The sequence below is a fragment of the Nocardia sp. IFM 10818 genome (assembly GCF_054655275.1).
The window spans coordinates 7692448-7710199 of sequence record NZ_BAAHJH010000001.1 but is presented as its reverse complement, the minus strand read 5'-3'; the positions used below and the strand labels follow the sequence as shown (position 1 = coordinate 7710199).

At 66.1% G+C, this 17752-nt stretch carries 19 protein-coding genes and 1 tRNA gene; 19 read left to right on the top strand and 1 reads right to left on the bottom strand.

What is annotated here, in order from left to right:
• Positions 1 to 144 precede the first annotated feature (144 nt).
• From ACYQ5L_RS35595 to rplA, 6 genes are all read left to right on the top strand, one after another.
• A complete protein-coding gene (locus tag ACYQ5L_RS35595; RefSeq protein ID WP_459962598.1) occupies positions 145 to 1227 on the top strand; it encodes a fused (3R)-hydroxyacyl-ACP dehydratase subunits HadA/HadB in 1083 nt (360 codons plus the stop codon).
• A gap of 170 nt (positions 1228 to 1397) precedes the next feature.
• A tRNA-Trp gene (locus ACYQ5L_RS35590) sits at positions 1398 to 1470 on the top strand.
• A 31-nt stretch (positions 1471 to 1501) separates the two neighbouring features.
• The gene (gene secE, locus ACYQ5L_RS35585; RefSeq protein ID WP_459962597.1) at positions 1502 to 1882 is read left to right on the top strand and encodes a preprotein translocase subunit SecE; all 381 of its coding nucleotides are present in this window, start codon (positions 1502 to 1504) and stop codon (positions 1880 to 1882) included.
• 117 nt (positions 1883 to 1999) lie between these two features.
• On the top strand, positions 2000 to 2806 hold the full coding sequence (gene nusG, locus ACYQ5L_RS35580; RefSeq protein ID WP_459962596.1) for a transcription termination/antitermination protein NusG: 807 nt from the start codon (positions 2000 to 2002) through the stop codon (positions 2804 to 2806).
• Positions 2807 to 2960: 154 nt separating this feature from the next.
• The gene (gene rplK, locus ACYQ5L_RS35575) at positions 2961 to 3395 is read left to right on the top strand and encodes a 50S ribosomal protein L11 (RefSeq protein WP_379205188.1); all 435 of its coding nucleotides are present in this window, start codon (positions 2961 to 2963) and stop codon (positions 3393 to 3395) included.
• A gap of 145 nt (positions 3396 to 3540) precedes the next feature.
• On the top strand, positions 3541 to 4251 hold the full coding sequence (gene rplA / locus ACYQ5L_RS35570) for a 50S ribosomal protein L1 (protein WP_379205186.1): 711 nt from the start codon (positions 3541 to 3543) through the stop codon (positions 4249 to 4251).
• 89 nt (positions 4252 to 4340) lie between these two features.
• Here the strand turns inward: rplA and ACYQ5L_RS35565 are convergent, their stop codons facing one another.
• Positions 4341 to 4592 (bottom strand): hypothetical protein, encoded by a 252-nt coding sequence (locus ACYQ5L_RS35565; protein ID WP_459962595.1) that lies wholly within the window; start codon positions 4590 to 4592, stop codon positions 4341 to 4343.
• 381 nt (positions 4593 to 4973) lie between these two features.
• Between ACYQ5L_RS35565 and rplJ the strand changes: the two genes are divergently transcribed.
• From rplJ to ACYQ5L_RS35500, 13 genes are all read left to right on the top strand, one after another.
• On the top strand, positions 4974 to 5501 hold the full coding sequence (gene rplJ / locus ACYQ5L_RS35560) for a 50S ribosomal protein L10 (protein WP_459962593.1): 528 nt from the start codon (positions 4974 to 4976) through the stop codon (positions 5499 to 5501).
• 104 nt (positions 5502 to 5605) lie between these two features.
• On the top strand, positions 5606 to 5986 hold the full coding sequence (gene rplL, locus ACYQ5L_RS35555) for a 50S ribosomal protein L7/L12 (protein WP_459962592.1): 381 nt from the start codon (positions 5606 to 5608) through the stop codon (positions 5984 to 5986).
• A gap of 239 nt (positions 5987 to 6225) precedes the next feature.
• The gene (locus ACYQ5L_RS35550) at positions 6226 to 7284 is read left to right on the top strand and encodes an ABC transporter ATP-binding protein (RefSeq protein ID WP_459962591.1); all 1059 of its coding nucleotides are present in this window, start codon (positions 6226 to 6228) and stop codon (positions 7282 to 7284) included.
• A gap of 97 nt (positions 7285 to 7381) precedes the next feature.
• Entirely contained in the window at positions 7382 to 8089 is a 708-nt protein-coding gene (locus ACYQ5L_RS35545; RefSeq protein WP_245721933.1) for an MlaE family ABC transporter permease, read from the top strand.
• A 4-nt stretch (positions 8090 to 8093) separates the two neighbouring features.
• Positions 8094 to 8960 carry an MlaE family ABC transporter permease gene (locus tag ACYQ5L_RS35540; protein ID WP_459962590.1) on the top strand — a complete coding sequence of 289 codons (867 nt, stop codon included), beginning with the start codon at positions 8094 to 8096 and terminating at the stop codon, positions 8958 to 8960.
• A complete protein-coding gene (locus tag ACYQ5L_RS35535; RefSeq protein WP_459962588.1) occupies positions 8957 to 10312 on the top strand; it encodes an MCE family protein in 1356 nt (451 codons plus the stop codon). Before ACYQ5L_RS35540 ends, ACYQ5L_RS35535 begins: the two co-directional genes overlap by 4 nt.
• Positions 10309 to 11397 carry an MCE family protein gene (locus tag ACYQ5L_RS35530; protein WP_459962587.1) on the top strand — a complete coding sequence of 363 codons (1089 nt, stop codon included), beginning with the start codon at positions 10309 to 10311 and terminating at the stop codon, positions 11395 to 11397. The genes ACYQ5L_RS35535 and ACYQ5L_RS35530 overlap by 4 nt, the downstream gene beginning before the upstream one ends.
• Complete coding sequence (locus ACYQ5L_RS35525; RefSeq protein WP_459962586.1) at positions 11397 to 12404, top strand: MCE family protein; 1008 nt, start codon at positions 11397 to 11399, stop codon at positions 12402 to 12404. Before ACYQ5L_RS35530 ends, ACYQ5L_RS35525 begins: the two co-directional genes overlap by 1 nt.
• A gap of 2 nt (positions 12405 to 12406) precedes the next feature.
• The gene (locus tag ACYQ5L_RS35520) at positions 12407 to 13663 is read left to right on the top strand and encodes an MCE family protein (RefSeq protein WP_459962585.1); all 1257 of its coding nucleotides are present in this window, start codon (positions 12407 to 12409) and stop codon (positions 13661 to 13663) included.
• Positions 13660 to 14886: an MCE family protein gene (locus ACYQ5L_RS35515; RefSeq protein WP_459962584.1), complete on the top strand. Its 1227-nt coding sequence runs from the start codon at positions 13660 to 13662 to the stop codon at positions 14884 to 14886. Before ACYQ5L_RS35520 ends, ACYQ5L_RS35515 begins: the two co-directional genes overlap by 4 nt.
• Complete coding sequence (locus tag ACYQ5L_RS35510) at positions 14883 to 16124, top strand: MCE family protein (RefSeq protein WP_459962583.1); 1242 nt, start codon at positions 14883 to 14885, stop codon at positions 16122 to 16124. Before ACYQ5L_RS35515 ends, ACYQ5L_RS35510 begins: the two co-directional genes overlap by 4 nt.
• A 49-nt stretch (positions 16125 to 16173) precedes the next feature.
• Entirely contained in the window at positions 16174 to 16872 is a 699-nt protein-coding gene (locus tag ACYQ5L_RS35505) for a hypothetical protein (RefSeq protein ID WP_459962582.1), read from the top strand.
• A 12-nt stretch (positions 16873 to 16884) separates the two neighbouring features.
• Positions 16885 to 17592 carry a hypothetical protein gene (locus tag ACYQ5L_RS35500; RefSeq protein WP_459962581.1) on the top strand — a complete coding sequence of 236 codons (708 nt, stop codon included), beginning with the start codon at positions 16885 to 16887 and terminating at the stop codon, positions 17590 to 17592.
• The last annotated feature ends 160 nt before the right edge of the window (positions 17593 to 17752 follow it).

Genomic DNA, 17752 nt, shown 5'->3' with positions numbered 1-17752 from the left:
ACCGCGTGGAAGAAGTGCCGGATCGGCAAGCTGCTCCGTCCCCCAGACAAGGGGACAGTGGCCCCGGTCCGGCACTTGGTGTATATAGCGGTTTGGTCAGCGCTCCGCCGGCCCGGATGCGGGTCAGATAGGAAACTTCCTACCGTGACGATCAACACCGAGGCCGAGAAGGCCGAAACCGTCGAGGCTTTCGATCCGGCCGCGCACGCCGCCGCCATGGTCGGCCATCACTACCGCGTGGACGACTACTACGAGGTCGGCCGCGAGAAGGTGCGCGAGTACGCCCGCGCCGTGCAGGACTACCACCCGGTGCACTGGGACGAGGACGTCGCCCGGGAGTACGGGCACGACGGCCTGGTGGCGCCGCTCACCTTCATCTCCCTGGTCGGAATTCTGGCCCAGCGCAAGCTCTTCGAGCAGATCGTCACGGGTTACGACCTGAGCCAGATCATGCAGACCGATCAGATCCTGGAATTCCACCGGCCCATCAAGGCCGGCGATCAGCTCTCCTGCATCGTCTACCTGCACTCCTTCCGGCAGGCCTTCGGCGGCGACATCATCGTCACCAAGAACGACGTCGTCGCGCAGAACGACGAACTGGTGCTCACCACCTACACCACCCTCATCGGCCGCAGCGGCGGTGATATCGATCCCAATATCGACGAGACCGTGCGCAAGGTGCTCATGCACGGCATCGGCCCGGACGAGCGGGTCGAACACCACGCGCCCAGCCTGCCGCTGACCATTCCGGAGCCGCCGCAGCCGATCGAGGTGACCGCGCGCGGCGAGGTGAAGCCGAGCAAGCACGCCATCCGCTTCGAGGACGTGACCGCCGGCGACGAACTGCCCGCGCGCGTGGTGCGCCTCACCCGCGGTGATCTGGTGAACTACGCCGGCGTCTCCGGCGATGCCAACCCGATCCACTGGAGCGACGATGTGGTGAAGCTGGCCGGCCTGGAGAACGTGGTCGCGCACGGCATGCTCACCATGGGCCTGGGCGGCGGTTTCGTCACCTCGTGGCTCGGCGATCCGGGCGCGGTCAAGGAGTACAACGTCCGATTCACCAGCCCGGTGTACGTGCCCGCCGAGCGTCCGGCGGAGATCGAGTACACCGGCAAGGTCAAGTCGGTGGATCCGGAAACCCGCACCGCGGTGGTCGCCATCGTGGCGAAATCGGAGGGCCGCAAGATCTTCGGCCGCGCCACCGCGACCGTGCAACTGGCCTGAGCGAGCACCCGGCCCCGATTGGCGATTGCCGATCGGGGTAACGTACACTCGGGAATCTGGGGTCACCAGCCGCTGCGCGCTGCTCCGAGGAGCGGCGCGCGTGCTTTGTGAATACCCGGCATGTACAAATGAATAGATAATGGTGGCTGGGCGACCCAATGTTCAGCCGAAGGGGCGTAGCTCAATTGGCAGAGCAGCGGTCTCCAAAACCGCAGGTTGCAGGTTCAAGTCCTGTCGCCCCTGCCCTGAATGCCAGCGACGAGAGAGGATCGACGTGAGCGACGAGCGGGACCCTCGCCACGAAGATGGCGAAGACACCGCCGCGGTGGCTCGTCCGAGCGGCAAGCGTTCCGCCCGGCGATCGCGTACCGCGTCGTCGTCTGCGAACGGTGTCGCGACGATCGATCGCCCCTCGGTGCCGGCCAAGGCAAAGCAGTCCGGCAAGGCCGGTCGCGGCGGAACGGGCAATCCGTTCAAGCGCCTGGTGAAGTTCCTGAAGGAAGTCATTTCCGAACTTCGCAAGGTGATCTGGCCCAACCGCAAGCAGATGGTCACCTATACGACCGTTGTTCTGGTGTTCGTGGTCTTCATGGTTGCGTTCATCAGCGGTTTGGACGTGGCACTGATCAAGGGTGTCAACTGGCTCTTCGGCTAGCGGACCGTCGGCGCCGGGTAACCGGACCCCGAGCAGAGGCGGGGGCCGGACCATCCGCCGGGTGTGAGAGCCCCGGCGCGCAGAGGATTACGTGACGACAAGGAAGCGAGTGCCCCAGTGAGCACCCCGGAGAACGGCACAACCGAGGAATTCCCGGTCGACGACGTGGTGGACGAGACCATCATCGACGTCGAGGACGCCGTGGACCCCGCGCCGGCCGACGAGGAAGCCGCCGCTGGGTCCGCTGACGCCGAAGACGCGGCGCCCGCCGCGCCGGTCGACGCCGAGCCCGCCGATCCCGTTGCCGAGATGAAGGCCGCGCTGCGGCGCGCCCCCGGCGACTGGTACGTCATCCACTCCTACGCCGGCTACGAGAACAAGGTGAAGACCAATCTCGAGACCCGCGTGCAGAACCTCGGTCTCGAGGACTACATCTTCCAGGTCGAGGTGCCGACCGAAGAGGTCACCGAGATCAAGAACGGCCAGCGCAAGAACGTCAACCGCAAGGTGCTGCCGGGCTACATCCTGGTCCGCATGGACCTCAACGACGAGTCCTGGGGCGCGGTGCGCAATACCCCCGGCGTCACCGGTTTCGTCGGCGCCACCTCGCGGCCCTCGCCGCTGTCCATCGACGACGTGGTGAAGTTCCTGGTTCCGGCCGCGCAGCAGAAGAAGGCCGCCCCGGCCGCCGCCGCTGCCGCCACCGGCGCCGAGACCGCGGGTGAGACCCCGGTCGTGAAGCCCACCATCGAGGTCGACTTCGAGGTCGGCGAGTCGGTCACCGTCATGGACGGCCCGTTCGCGACGCTGCCCGCCAGCATCTCCGAGGTCAATGCCGAGCAGCAGAAGCTCAAGGTGCTGGTCTCGATCTTCGGCCGCGAGACTCCGGTCGAACTGGCCTTCACCCAGGTCGCCAAGATCTAGTTGGATTCGGGGGCGCTTTGGGCCTCCGATCGACCTGCGACTACACTTGCCGGGTTGCGCCTGCGCTTAGCTTGACTGTCGTCAAACATGCGGGGGCGCATGTCCCGGATAAGGCTTGCGGGTATTCCGCAAGGAACCTAACCAAGGAAGAAAGATGCCCCCGAAGAAGAAGAAGGTCTCTGGGCTTATCAAGCTCCAGATCCAGGCCGGCCAGGCCAACCCCGCACCGCCCGTCGGTCCGGCGCTGGGTCAGCACGGCGTGAACATCATGGAGTTCTGCAAGGCGTACAACGCCGCGACCGAGTCGCAGCGCGGCAACGTCATCCCGGTCGAGATCACGGTCTACGAAGACCGCTCGTTCGACTTCAAGCTGAAGACGCCGCCCGCCGCGCGTCTGCTGCTGAAGGCCGCCGGTGTGCAGAAGGGCTCCGCCGAGCCGCACCGCAACAAGGTCGCCCAGGTCACCATGGATCAGATCCGCGAGATCGCCAAGACCAAGCAGGAAGACCTCAACGCCAACGATATCGACGCCGCCGCGAAGATCATCGCTGGTACCGCCCGCTCGATGGGTATCACCATCGCGGAGTAGAGCTCCTGCGGCGGGCGCGTCAGGCCCGGAGGCGGCAGCCTGCGTAACCACGTAGGGCCCGCGATCGCCGCAAATAGATACAGAGCTCACGTGGAAGGGACCGCCTGTCCCGCACCACTTCTGACTTAGACAAGGACAGAGAAACATGGCAAAACGAAGCAAGGCTTATCTCGAGGCGGCCGCCAAGGTCGACCGCTCCGCGCTCTACGCTCCGCTGGCCGCCGCGCGGCTGGCGAAGGAGACCGCCACCACCAAGACCGACGCCACCGTCGAGGTCGCCGTCCGTCTGGGTGTCGATCCCCGCAAGGCCGACCAGATGGTCCGCGGCACCGTCAACCTGCCGCACGGCACCGGTAAGACCGCCCGCGTCATCGTGTTCGCCGTCGGCGACAAGGCCGCCGAGGCCGAGGCCGCCGGTGCGGACGCCGTGGGCGCCGAGGACCTGATCGAGCGCATCCAGGGCGGCTGGCTGGAGTTCGACGCCGCCATCGCCACGCCGGATCAGATGGCCAAGGTCGGTCGTATCGCGCGCGTGCTGGGCCCGCGCGGCCTGATGCCGAACCCGAAGACCGGCACCGTCACCCCCGATGTGACCAAGGCCGTCAACGACATCAAGGGCGGCAAGATCAACTTCCGTGTCGACAAGCAGGCCAACCTGCACTTCGTCATCGGCAAGGCTTCCTTCGACGAGAAGAAGCTGGCCGAGAACTACGGCGCCGCCCTCGACGAGATCCTGCGCGTCAAGCCCTCCACCGCGAAGGGCCGCTACGTCAAGAAGGTGACGTTCTCCACGAACACCGGACCGGGCATCCCGGTGGATCCGAACCGCACCCGCAACTTCGCCGAAGAGGACTGAGTCCTCCGAAGGGCTTGCGTAGCAACGCACATACGTGAAAGGCCGGTACGGAATTCCGTACCGGCCTTTCACGTATCCGGATCGCAGGCTCAATTGACGCCGCCCCACCAGCTTCCGGTGCCGTTGCACAGCGGGCGCGGGTCGGGTTCCGTGCCGCCCCAGATGCCGCAGATCAGGATCTTGAGCACCCCGATGGGGAAGAGGAGCACGTCGGCGGAGCCGGACGCCGATCCGGAATCGGCCACGGGGTGCACGGTAGCGGGTGCGGCCTGGGCGGGTGCGGCGGCCAGGCCGATGAAGGCGGCTGAAACCGCCACGGTGGCAAAGGCTTTGGTGAGCATGGGCGAACTCTATCGGGAATCGAATAATCTGAAACACCATAGTTTTACTGTCTTGCCGGGATGTGGTCGCGACCCGTTTTGGCAGATAGATGCGGGTCCGCTATAGTGGACGACGGTCATCGACCCGTTCGGTGATCACCCCAATCGTTCTACCGAAGACCGTTGGTTGCTGCCTCAGGGCAGTCGAAGGTCCGGCAACATTGCCGGCGGCCCACGCAGGGAGAGCCGAGGTTGGGAAACAATATTGCGAGCAGCTGTTCGCCGTTGTTTCTTTCACGCCCCGGGACCACTCTGCGTCCGGGGCGTTTGCTTTGTCTCCGGGCCTCCACCGGGAAGTCGGTAGTTCATATACACACCGACCATCCAGAGAGGAGGCGAAGTATGGCAAAGCCTGAAAAGGTCACCGCGGTTGCGGAGATCAAGGAGCAGTTCGCGACCGCGACGGCCACCGTTGTCACGGAATACCGTGGCCTGTCGGTCGGCAAGATCACCGAGCTGCGTCGTGCCCTGGGCGCGAACGCCACCTACTCCGTCGCCAAGAACACCCTGGTCAAGCGCGCTGCCGCAGAGGCCGGCGTGGAAGGCCTGGATGACTTGTTCGTCGGTCCGACCGCCATCACCTTCATCAAGGGTGAGCCGGTCGACGCCGCGAAGGCGCTCAAGGCTTTCGCCAAGGACAACAAGGCGCTGATCATCAAGGGCGGCTACATGGACGGCGTCGCGCTGTCCGTGTCCGAAGTTGAGCGGATCGCCGACCTGGAGTCCCGCGAGGTCCTGCTGGCCAAGCTGGCCGGCGCCATGAAGGGCAACCTGTCCAAGGCTGCCGGTCTGTTCGCCGCCCCGGCGACCAAGGCCGCTCGCCTGCTCGTGGCCCTCGAGGAGAAGAAGCGCGGCGAAGAAGCCGCTTAATCGGCTCGCCGGTGCTTCCGAGTCCTTGCGACGACGAATTAGTCACCAACACAAAGCATTTCATCGCCGCCCCGCGGAGATGACCCCACCCGAAAGGAAACACAATGGCCAACGTTGAGCAGCTGCTCGAGGAAATCGGCAACATGACCCTGCTGGAGCTCTCGGAGTTCCTGAAGGCGTTCGAGGAGAAGTTCGAGGTCACCGCTGCCGCTCCGGTCGCCGTCGCCGCCGCTGCCGGCCCGGCCGCCGCTGCCGAGGCCGAGTCCGAGCAGGACGAGTTCGACGTCATCCTCGAGTCGGCCGGTGACAAGAAGATCCAGGTCATCAAGGTCGTCCGCGAGATCGTCTCCGGCCTGGGCCTGAAGGAAGCCAAGGACCTGGTCGAGGGCGCCCCGAAGCCGATCCTGGAGAAGGTCGCCAAGGATGCCGCCGACGCCGCCAAGGCCAAGCTGGAAGAGGCCGGCGCCAAGATCACCGTCAAGTAATTGACGGAGGTTTGGTCGCGGTAACTCCGCACCGCTTCAGAAAAGGGCGGTCCCCGTGTGGGGGCCGCCCTTTTCGCATGTCGCGAACCGTGATTGCGCCGTGATTTGTTTACTCGTCAGTCAGGTCCCGGTGTCCGAGACGGACGGCATGCGATACAGTGGCCGAACCTACTGTGATGCGCCCCACCGCGCGGGGAAGCCACCGTAGTGCGCTCGTCGGAGAAATTGTGGAGGTTGGCGTGGGCGTCGAGGTCAGGACCGAGGGCATCACCAAGTCGTTCGGTTCGCAACGAATTTGGCAGGATGTCACTCTGACGCTGCCGCCGGGGGAAGTCAGTGCGTTGCTCGGCCCCTCCGGTACCGGTAAGTCCGTCTTTCTGAAGTCGCTGATCGGTCTGCTGCGCCCCGAGCGCGGCTCCATCTACATCGATGGCACCGATATCACGACCTGCTCCAACAAGGAGCTCTACGAGATCCGCAAACTGTTCGGCGTCTTGTTCCAGGACGGCGCGCTGTTCGGGTCGATGAACCTGTTCGACAATGTGGCCTTCCCGTTGCGCGAGCACACCAAGAAGAGCGAATCCGAGATCAAGAAGATCGTCATGGAGAAGCTCGAGCTGACCGGTCTGCTGGGCGCGGAGGGCAAGCTCCCGGGTGAGATCTCCGGCGGTATGCGCAAGCGCGCGGGCCTGGCCCGCGCCCTGGTGCTGGATCCGCAGATCATTCTCGTCGACGAGCCGGACTCCGGTCTGGATCCGGTGCGCACCACCTATCTGTCGCAGCTGCTGATCGATATCAACGCCCAGATCGACGCCACGATTCTGATCGTCACGCACAACATCAACCTGGCCCGCACCGTGCCGGACAACATCGGCATGCTGTTCCGCCGCAATCTGGTCATGTTCGGCCCCCGCGAGGTGCTGCTCACCTCCGACGAGCCGGTGGTCAAGCAGTTCCTCAACGGCCGCATGATCGGCCCGATCGGCATGTCCGAGGAGAAGGACGAGTCGCAGATGGCCCGCGAGCAGGCCATGTTCGACGCCGGTCACCACGCGGGCGGCGCCGAGGAGGTCGAGGGCATCATCCCGCAGATGAAGGCCCAGCCGGGTATGCCGGTGCGGCAGGCGGTGCACCGCCGCCGCGAGCGGGTGCGCCAGATCCTGCACACCCTGCCCCCGGCCGCGCAGGAGGCCATCCGGGAATCGCTGGAGTCCAATGGCGATGCCGACACGCAGGTCCTTCCCGCCTATCAGGGCTCGTTCGACACTACGGTTCGACAGAACCTGACTAACGGGTAACATACGCCGGGTGAACCAAACCCTGACGCGACTGCGCACCCCGGTCGAGTCGGGTCTTGCCCAGGCCGGCAACATCTTCGCGCTGCTCTTGGATGTCATGCGCAAGACGTTCCGCCGGCCGTTCCAGTGGCGGGAGTTCCTCGAGCAGTCGTGGTTCATCGCGAGTGTCTCGATCCTTCCTGCGGCGCTGGTGGCAATCCCGTTCGGCGCGGTGGTGGCGCTGCAGACCGGCTCGCTCATCAAGCAGCTGGGCGCGGAGGCATTCACCGGCGCCACCAGTGTGCTGGCAACCGTGCAGCAAGCCGCCCCGGTGGTGACCGCGCTGATCATCGCCGGGGCGGCCGGCTCGGCCGTCGCCGCCGATCTCGGCTCGCGCACCATTCGCGAGGAGATCGATGCCATGGAGGTGCTGGGCATCGATCCCATCCACCGCCTGGTGGTGCCGCGCGTGCTGGGCATGATGCTGGTCGCCCTGCTGCTCAACGGCCTGGTCTCGGTGGTCGGCATTGTCGGCGGCTACGGCTTCAATGTCGGGCTGCAGGGCGGTACGCCGGGCGCGTACCTGGCCTCGTTCTCCGCGCTGGCCCAGCTCCCGGACCTCTGGATCGGTGAGATCAAGGCGCTGATCTTCGGACTCGTGGCGGGCGTCATCGCCGCCTACAAGGGACTGCATCCAAAAGGGGGACCGAAAGGAGTAGGCGACGCCGTGAATCAATCCGTGGTGATCACCTTCCTGGTGCTGTTCTTCCTGAACCTGATCCTCACCCTGATCTACCTTCAGGTCGTCCCCGCCAAGGGCGCGTGATCCCATGGTTGTTTCACAGCGCACCACCGCTTTCAGCCGGGGGGCGCGCCGGGTGACCGGTGTGCTCAAGGCTCCGGTGAACCTGGTCGACCGGGCCGGGGACCAGATGTCGTTCTACACGCGGGCCATCGCGTGGATTCCGAAGACCGCGGTGCACTATCGCAAGGAGGTCATGCGGCTGCTGGCCGAGGTGACCTTCGGCTCGGGCGCGCTGGCGGTCATCGGCGGCACCATCGGCGTCATCGTGTTCATGTCGGCCTCGGTCGGCGTGGTCGTGGGCCTGCAGGGCTTCAAGGCCCTCGACGCGCTGGGTTCCGGTGTGCTCACCGGCTTCCTGACCGGCTACATCAATACCCGTGAACTCGCGCCCCTGGTTGCGGCGCTGGCGCTTTCGGCGACGGTGGGCTGCGGTTTCACCGCGCAGCTGGGCGCCATGCGGATCTCGGAGGAGATCGACGCGCTCGAGGTCATGGCGGTGCCGGGCGTGCCGTTCCTGGTGACCACGCGCGTGATCGCCGGATTCCTGGCGGTCATTCCGCTCTACATTGTCGGCCTGCTCGGCACGTACATCGCGTCACGGCTGATCAGCATCTATTTCAATGGCCAATCCAGTGGTTCCTACGACCACTATTTCAGTCTCTTCCTGCCACCCGAAGACGTCATATATTCGTTCATAAAAGTGCTCGTCTTCGCCTTCGTCATCATCCTGGTGCACTGCTACTACGGCTTCAATGCCACCGGCGGTCCGGCGGGCGTGGGCGTGGCGGTCGGCCGGGCGGTGCGCGCCGCCATCGTGCTCATCAATATTCTGGATTTCTTCCTGTCCCTGGCGATTTGGGGCACGACCACGACGGTGCGGGTGGCCGGATGAGCAACCCCAAGCGCGTGCAGTTCTGGCGCTCCACCGAGAAGCTGCGTTCGCGCACCCTCGGCGTGCTGTTCTTCGTGGTGGTGGCGCTGTTCCTGTGGACCACCGTGGCCATCTACAACAAGCAGTTCGTGCAGACGGTGAAGGTGGACCTGATCACCGATACCGTCGGCAATGCCCTGACCCGCAATGCCGATGTGAAGGTCCGCGGCGTGACGGTCGGCGAGGTGCGCAGCAGCGAATTCAACGGCAAGGACGTCACGCTGCAACTGGCGCTGAATCCCGATATGGCCGACAAGATTCCGGCCAATGTCTCCGCGCGGCTGCTGCCCAAGACGCTGTTCGGCGAGCGCTACATCGAATTGGTGTGGCCGGCCGATCCGAGCGCGCAGCACATTACCGCGGGCATGACCCTGCACCAGGACACCAGCGGCGATGCCGTCGAGGTGAGCCAGCTGCTCGATCACATCCTGCCGCTGTTGCAGGCGGTGCCGCCGCAGTACCTGGCCTCCACGCTGGGCGCGGTATCGCAGGCGCTGCAGGGCCAGGGCGAGGAGCTGGGCCACACCATCGACCGGCTCGACACCATTTTCACCCAGGTGAATGCCGAACTGCCCACGCTGCAAGAGGATCTGCGCAGCTTCGCCGCGGTGGCCGACACCTATGCCGATGCCGCGCCGCAGCTGGTGGACGCGTTGAACAATCTGCGCACCCTCAATGCCACCGTCGTGCAGAAGCGCTGGGATATCGACACCCTCATGGCGGTGCTCACTCCGAGCTCCTCGGATCTGGCCGACTTCCTGGCGGCCAATCGCGACAACATCATCGATGTGGCCGCCGATTCGCGGCCCGCGCTGGAGGCCCTGGCCAAGTACTCGCCGGGATACTCCTGCGCGCTGGCCAACTTCGCGCAGATGAAGCCGCGCATCGACGAGATCTTCGGCATCGGCACCGATATGCCGGGCTCGCGCGTGACCGTCGAGATCGTGAATCCGCGCGGTCGCTACGTGCCCAATCAGGACGAGCCGCGCTGGTTCGATCCGCGCGGGCCCATGTGCATTCCGGAGTATCCGCTGGGCGTGGATCCGGGCCAGTACACCAATGGCTCGGCCAATGACGGCTCCTATCAGCCGCCCAGCCGCACCCCGGGCGATCAGGCCATCGGCATCGTGCCGGAGCCGCAGTACAAGGTGTTCGGGCCGTTCACGCCGACCACCGTGGGATCCCCGCGGGAACAGCAGACGCTGAACGCCATCGGCGCCGCCGCGCAGGGTGTTTCGCCGGATCAGGTGCCGGGCTGGATCTCTCGCATCTCGGCGCCGGCCTTCCGCGGGAGTGAGGTGACCATCCGATGAAGGATCTGCTGCGCGGCCTCGGGCCGACCATTACCAAGCTCGCGATCTTCATCGCGGTGACCGTCTTCGCCACCGGCATGCTGGCGCTCACCATTGCCAACTACGGCGGTGGCGGCACCAAGTTCAATGCCCGCTTCACCGATGTGACGTCACTGAACCCGGGCGACGAGGTGCGCATCGCGGGCGTGCGGGTGGGCAAGGTGACCAAGGTGTCCATTGTGGACAAGCGCCTGGCGAATGTGGAATTCGAAGTCTCGGACCGGGATTGGCTGCCCGCCTCCACCACCGCGACCATCAAGTACCGGAACCTGGTGGGGCAGCGCTACATCGCGCTGGAACAGGGTGCGGGGGAGCAGGGCCGCAAGCTCAACAAGAACGGCACCATCGGGCTGGATCGCACCAGGCCCGCGCTCAATCTGACCGAGCTGTTCAATGGTTTCCGCCCGCTGTTCCAGACCCTCACGCCCGATGACGTGAACAAGCTGTCCTACGAGATCATCCAGGTCTTCCAGGGCGAGGCCGGGACCATCCGGGATCTGGTGGCCAATACCGCCGCCCTCACCAATAAGATCGCCGACAAGGACGCGGTGATCGGCGCTGTGGTGGAGAACCTGAACAAGGTGCTGGCCGCGGTGAATTCCCATGACGGGCAACTGGATCAGCTCATCGTCAATACCGAGGCGCTGATCACCGGGCTCAACGCCGAACGCGGCACCATCGGCTCGGCCATCAGCTCACTGGGCAATCTGGCCGACGCCACCGCGGATCTGCTGGTCCCGGTGCGGCCGAATCTGCAGGGCGCCATCGCGGGGCTGAACCAGCTCACCGGCACCCTCAACGAGCGTTCCGACGAGGTCAACCAGGGCCTGGCCAATCTGCCCATCAAGATGGAGAAGCTGGGCCGCGCCGCGAGTTACGGCTCCTGGTTCCAGTTCTATCTGTGCGGTATCGACATAGTCGCCGGGCCCGGTCTCCAGGACGCCCAGCAGCTGAACATGCCCGCCGCACTGGAACATATGCCGACCATCAACCAGCCGATCTATACGAACCCGGCCCCGCGCTGCCATGGGAAGGGAGGCCGCTGATGGACGACCGTGCCGTGCTCGGCAAGCGCAGTCCGGCGTTCATGGGCGGACTGGGCCTGATCATGGTGCTGCTGGTGACCATGTCCGCCTTCAGCCTGGACAAGCTGCCCATCATCGGCGCCGGCACCAAGTACACCGCCGAATTCTCCGAGGCCGCGGGCCTGAAGAAGGGCAATGAGGTCCGCATCGCCGGCGTGAAGGTCGGCTCGGTGCAGGACGTGCGCCTCGACGGTGACAAGGTGCTGGTGGACTTCCGCACCCAGGACGCCTGGATCGGCAACGAGACCTCCGCGTCCATCCAGATCAAGACGCTGCTCGGGCAGAAGTACCTGGCGCTGGACCCCAAGGGCTCCGGCCCGGCCGATCCCAGCGATCCGATTCCGCTGTCGCGCACCGTATCTCCCTACGACGTGGTGGACGCCTTCAGCGATGCCGCCGCCGATATCGAGCAGACCGACACCGCGCAGCTGGCGCAGAGCATGAAGGTGCTCTCCGAGGCGTTCTCGGCCACCCCGCCGGAGATCCGCGGTTCCATCGACGGCGTGGCCCGCCTGTCGGAGTCGCTGGCCAAGCGCGACGATCAGCTCAAGACGCTGTTCGCCGCCACCAAGCAGACCACCCGGGTGCTGGCCGACCGCAATGCCGAATTCGAGCGGCTGCTCGCCAATGGCGGCCAGTTGCTCGCCGAGCTGAACGTGCGGCAGCAGGCCATCGGGCAGCTGCTCTCCGGCGCGAAAACCGTTGCGGCGGAACTGACCGCGCTGGTGCACGACAACGAGGAGCAGATCGGTCCCGCGCTGACCAACCTCAATGCCTCCATCGATCTGCTCAATGCCAACCAGGCCAATATCTCCAAGACCCTGACCCTCGCCGCGCCGTTCTACGGGCTGTACGCGAACGTGCTGGGCACCGGCCGCTGGTTCGACGCGGTGATCACCAATCTGATCCCGCCGGCGCTGCCCGAGATTCCGGGCGACCGTGAGCCGATCCGGAAGATGGGAGGCTAGCCATGGCGAAGAATCCGCTCACCGCCCTGCAGGCGGCCAGTCCCAAGAGCAAGCTCATCGCGGGCGTGGCGGCCCTGGCGGTGCTGCTGGCCGCGGTCGGCTGGTGGGGCTGGGACAAGCTCAACACCACCACCATCACCGCGTATTTCGATCGCTCCGTGGGCATTTACGAGGGCTCGGATGTGCGCATCCTCGGCGTGCCGGTCGGCAAGGTCGACTCGGTCACCCCGGAGGGCGAGCAGGTCAAGGTCGTCATGTCGGTGGATCGTAAGTTCGATGTCCCCGCCGATGCCAAGGCCGCGCAGATCACGCCGTCGGTCGTCTCGGACCGGTACATCCAGCTGGCCCCCGCCTACAAGGACGGGCCCAAGATGGGGCGCAATGCCACCATCCCCAAGGACCGCACCGCGACCCCGGTCGAGGTGGACCGGCTCTACAAGAGCATCACCGAACTGTCGGATGCGTTGGGCCCCAATGGCGCCAACAAGGACGGCGCGGTGAACGAACTGGTGCGCACGACCGCGCAGAACCTCTCCGGCAACGGCGAGGCGCTCGCCAACAGCTTCACCCAGCTGTCGAAGGCCGCTGCCGCACTGTCAGATTCGCGCACCGACATCTTCGACACCGTGAAGAATCTGCAGGAGTTCGTGCAGATGCTCGGCGAGAACGACGCGCAGGTACGGACTTTCAATACCCAGCTGGCCTCGCTGACCGGGTTCCTCGCCAGTGAGCGCCAGAACCTCGGCGACGCTTTGAATCTGCTGTCCATCGCCCTGGGCGATGTGGCCCGGTTCATCGACGACAACCGGGAACTGGTGCAGTCCAATGCCGAAGCGCTGACCAAGCTCACCCAGACCCTCGCCGATCAGCGCGATGATCTGGCCACCGCGCTGCCGCTCATTCCGACCGCGCTGAGCAATCTCATCAATGTGCACAACGGTGAGACCGGCACCCTCGATATGCGGCCCAACTTCACCGATCTGCAGGACCCGTTCGGCGTGCTGTGCAAGATGCTGGACCTGGGCAAACTGCGGCCGGGCGATCCGAAGTTCGATGCCATCACGCGGCAGATGCAGCCCATCCTGGACCACTGCAAGATCATTACCGACCAGCTCACCGCGGGCGTGAAGACGCCGACGCTGATCCTCCCGTTCGGCATCCTCAGCGGGGACAACGAACAGCGCAATGTGGTTCCGGGCACCGTGCCGGGCAATGAGTCCGATGCGCTGCCGCCGTCCGAGGGAGGTGGCCAGCGGTGACCCGCCTCGCCCCGAAAAGACTTGCCCTGACCGCCGTTTCGCTCGGCGCGGTGACGCTGCTGGCCTCCGGCTGCGGCGGCGTGTCCAGCATTCCGCTGCCCGGCGGCGCGGATGTGGGCTCGAATCCGCTGCACATCGACATCCACTTCTCCGATGTGCTGGACCTGGTACCGCAGTCGACGGTGAAGGTGGACGGCGTCGCGGTCGGGCGGGTCGACAAGATCGAGCTCGCCCCGGACGGGTGGACGGCCAGCGTGAAGACCGTCGTGAAGAACGACGTCAACCTGCCCGCCAATGCCCGGGCCGAGGTGCGCCAGTCCAATCTGCTCGGCGAGAAGTTCATCGAATTGTCCGCGCCCGCCAATGATCCCGAGACGGCCAAGCTGAAGGACGGGGCCACCATCCCGGTCCAGAACACCCGCACCGCCACCGAGGTGGAGCAGGTGCTGGGCGCCCTCTCGCTGCTGCTCAATGGCGGCGGCGTGGCGCAGCTGCAGCCCATCGTGGTGGAGCTGAACAAGACCCTGGAGGGCCGCGAGGGCAAGGTGCGCTCCCTGCTGGAGCAGGCCAACACCCTCATCGACGGGCTCAATCAGCAGGTCGACGACATCACCCGCGCCCTGGACGGGCTGGCCACGCTGAGCTCGCGCGTGGGCACTCAGACCGAGCAGATCTCCAAGATCCTCGACGAGCTGCCGCAGGGCATCCAGATCCTCAATGAACAACGGCCGCAGCTGATTCAGCTGCTGGCCCAGCTGGATCGGGTGGGCCAGGCCGGATTCGACATCCTGGACAAGTCCAAGGACGACCTCATCACCGACCTGTCCTCGCTGCGCCCGACGCTGCAGGAACTCGGCAGCTCCGCCGGTGACCTGGTCACCGCGTTCCCGCTCATCCCCACCTATCCGTTCCCGGACGAGGCCATCAAGTCCGCGTTCGGCGGTCAGGTCAACACCTGGCTGTCGGTGGACCTGGAGATCGGCACCCTGCTGTCGAATCTCGGCGTGGGCAAACCGGATCCGGTATACCTCCCGCCGAACGGCCGGCAGGTGAACGTGGATCCGTCCAACCCGTACTACAACGGCAACGGTCCGCGCGGCGGCTGGCCCACCATCTCGCTGCTGCCGCTGCCGCCGACCGTGGTGCGCCCGGCCGGGCAGCCCGGTCCCACCGATCCGCTGGGGACGATTCTCGAGCAGCTGGGAGTGGGTGGTCCGCGATGACGAAACTGGTGCGCTATCAGCTGATCGCCTTCGGGCTCATCGCCGTGCTCGGCGTCGCCTTCGTCGGCGCCAAGTACGTGCGGCTGGACAATATGCTCGGCTTCGGCCTCTACCGGGTGACGCTGCAGATGCCGGAGACCGGCAATCTGTCCAAGGGCGCCGAGGTCACCTATCGCGGCGTCCCGGTCGGCCGGGTCGGCGATCTGGACATCACCCCCGACGGGGTGGTCGTCACCCTCGAAATGGATTCCGGCAAGCCGAAGATCCCGCTGAGCGCGCAGGCCGTGGTGGCCAACCGCTCCGCCATCGGCGAGCAGTACGTGGATCTGCAGCCCACCAGCTCCGGGGCGCCGTACCTGAAGGACGGCTCGGTCATCGTGGGCGCGCAGCTGCCCATCCGGGTGGAGACCCTGCTGGGCAGCGTCGACCACTTCGCCAGCACCACCGATCTGGTGGCGTTGTCGACCACCATCACCGAGCTCGGCAAGGCCTTCGACGGCAAGGGCGACGATCTGCAGATCCTGGTGGACTCGCTCAACAAGTTCAGCCAGACCGGCGTCGAGAACCTGCCGCAGACCTTGGATCTGATCCGGCAGGCCCGGACCGTGCTGCAGACCCAGGAGGAGCAGTCCCCGGCCATCCGGCAGTTCTCCGACGGCCTGGATCAGCTTGCCGCGCAACTGCGTTCCAATGATCCCGATATCCGCCGCCTGATCGGCACGGGCACCGATTCCGGCGATCAGATCCGCCGGCTGCTGGCCGAGAGCGGCCCGGCGCTGACCACGGATCTGACCAATCTGCGCACCCTGCTGATCGCCATCTCACCCAAGTTCTACGCCCTGGGCCCGGTGCTGCAGATGCTGCCGCTGCTGTCCATCGGCGCCTCGGCCACCGCCCCCGGCGACGGCACCACCCACTTCGGCCTGGTCCTGGAGACCAACAATCCGCCGGCCTGCACCGTGGGTTACGAAGGCACCCAGCAGATCCTGGCCGAACAGAAGGCCCAGAACCCGAACTTCGACGACTCCCGCGACGACTTTCCGTTCAACACCAATGCGAAATGCCTTGTCCCGCAAGGCAGCGAGACCGCGGTGCGCGGCGGTGAGCGGGCCGAGCTGGCCGATCCCAGCGTGCCGCAGCCGTGGGACGACAAGCCGAAGTACGACCCGGACAAACTCAACCTGAACCCGGTGGCGACCCAACTGGCCACGCTCATGGGCGTCACCCCGAAGCGGTGACGTACCGAGCCGAGGGCACGTCGCACCGGGCGGAAAGTATGGTGGCGGCGTGAGCCAGCAAAAGGACAGCGAACAGGGCGCGAAGCTCGAGAGAACGACGGAACCCACCGTCGCCGAGCCCGCTCGCCCGTCCGATTCGGCAGGCGGTTCGCGCAATCCCGTGACCGTGGCCGCGATCGGCCTGCTGGCCATCGCGGCGGTGGCCGCCGCCTGGTTCGGCGGCACCTGGATCGTGGACGGGCTGCTGCACGACCGGCCGCGCGCCCAGGCCCGCGAGGCCGCCCTCAGCGATGCCCAGCAGGCGGCGGTGAACCTCATGTCGTTCGATCCGGACGATGTCGACGGCTCCCTGAAGACCATGATCTCGTCCACCACCGGGCAGCTGCACGATGAGCAGACCAAGGACCTCGATTCGCTGAAACAGCAGGTCACCGAGGCCAAGACGCGTATGTCGGCGACCGTCGAGGGCTCCTCGCTGACCTCCTTGAACAGCGAGCTCGACCATGCCGGGGCCTTCGTGGTCCTGAAGATCACCCGCAGCTGGCCCGGCGGCCAGCCCGCCACCTTCCTGCAGTCCTGGTCCCTGGACATGGTCAAGGTCGGCGACACCTGGAAGGCCGAGAAGGCGCAGAACCTCGGCGAGCCCATCCAGCTCGACTCCGGCGGCGCGGCCCTGCAGCAGCAGCCCGCCACCGAGGCGCCCGCACCGGCGCCGACCACCGCACCGACCCCCGCGCCGGGCAACTAGCAGGGAGTGACCATGGCCAACAAACGCCCCGTCAACCGGGTCACCTCGAAGCGCCGCCCGGCCGCCCAGCGCAGTACCGGCAACCGCGTCACCGCCGCCGACGTCCAGGCCGCCGAGCGGCCCGCCGCGTCGGCGGGGCACGCGCCGAAATCCGGCCGTGCCGCCATGGCCGCCCGGATGAAAAAGGTCACCGACCGGAAGCCGAAGCCCGAGCCGGGCGGCCCGGCGCGGAACTGGCGCACCGCCGCCCTCTGCGGCGGCGCGGCGCTCGTCCTCGCGCTCGTCGCCGTGGTCGGCTTCCTGCGCCCGGGCGCCGACGACAGCAATCTGGCCTATGTCGACAATGGCGCCACCGACGAGGTGAAGGCCGCCGCCCAGCACGCCCTCACCACCATCTACGGCTACAGCGCCAAGGACATCGACAGCTTCCGCGACAGCGCCCGCAAGGTCATGACCGGCAAGATGCTCGACGAGTTCAATGCCGACAAGACCCTCGACACCGGCATCGACGCGATCAAGCAGACGCAGACCGATACCAAGGCCACCGCCGACCCCATCGGTGTGACGCTGCTGACCGGCGATCACGCCGAACTGCTGGTGAACCTCAATATCGAGGCGGTCAAGGACGGCAACCCGCAGCCCCTGGCCTCGGGGCCGATCGTGCTGCGCATGGAGAAGCGCGACGGCGCCTGGCTGGCCTCGGAGATCGCCGACAAGTGATCTTGTAGCGGGGCAGGGGAACTCGCAATTGTCAACTCGCTCCGCCACTTGACGAGTTTGGCCGGAGCCGTCACGCTATTCACAACAGCGGCGGCTGTCACAGGGGAAACAGACGCCGACGAGGCCCGGCACATCGCAGCCAGCGGACGCCGGGGACCGG

Excerpts from the sequence above, each read along its gene's own strand:
- rplK (WP_379205188.1), top strand. The coding sequence starts at position 2,961 with ATGCCCCCGAAGAAGAAGAAGGTCTCTGGGCTTATCAAGCTCCAGATC.
- rplA (WP_379205186.1), top strand. The coding sequence starts at position 3,541 with ATGGCAAAACGAAGCAAGGCTTATCTCGAGGCGGCCGCCAAGGTCGAC.
- ACYQ5L_RS35565 (WP_459962595.1), bottom strand. The coding sequence starts at position 4,592 with ATGCTCACCAAAGCCTTTGCCACCGTGGCGGTTTCAGCCGCCTTCATC.
- rplJ (WP_459962593.1), top strand. The coding sequence starts at position 4,974 with ATGGCAAAGCCTGAAAAGGTCACCGCGGTTGCGGAGATCAAGGAGCAG.
- rplL (WP_459962592.1), top strand. The coding sequence starts at position 5,606 with ATGGCCAACGTTGAGCAGCTGCTCGAGGAAATCGGCAACATGACCCTG.
- ACYQ5L_RS35545 (WP_245721933.1), top strand. The coding sequence starts at position 7,382 with ATGCGCAAGACGTTCCGCCGGCCGTTCCAGTGGCGGGAGTTCCTCGAG.
- ACYQ5L_RS35540 (WP_459962590.1), top strand. The coding sequence starts at position 8,094 with ATGGTTGTTTCACAGCGCACCACCGCTTTCAGCCGGGGGGCGCGCCGG.
- ACYQ5L_RS35535 (WP_459962588.1), top strand. The coding sequence starts at position 8,957 with ATGAGCAACCCCAAGCGCGTGCAGTTCTGGCGCTCCACCGAGAAGCTG.
- ACYQ5L_RS35530 (WP_459962587.1), top strand. The coding sequence starts at position 10,309 with ATGAAGGATCTGCTGCGCGGCCTCGGGCCGACCATTACCAAGCTCGCG.
- ACYQ5L_RS35525 (WP_459962586.1), top strand. The coding sequence starts at position 11,397 with ATGGACGACCGTGCCGTGCTCGGCAAGCGCAGTCCGGCGTTCATGGGC.
- ACYQ5L_RS35520 (WP_459962585.1), top strand. The coding sequence starts at position 12,407 with ATGGCGAAGAATCCGCTCACCGCCCTGCAGGCGGCCAGTCCCAAGAGC.
- ACYQ5L_RS35510 (WP_459962583.1), top strand. The coding sequence starts at position 14,883 with ATGACGAAACTGGTGCGCTATCAGCTGATCGCCTTCGGGCTCATCGCC.
- ACYQ5L_RS35500 (WP_459962581.1), top strand. The coding sequence starts at position 16,885 with ATGGCCAACAAACGCCCCGTCAACCGGGTCACCTCGAAGCGCCGCCCG.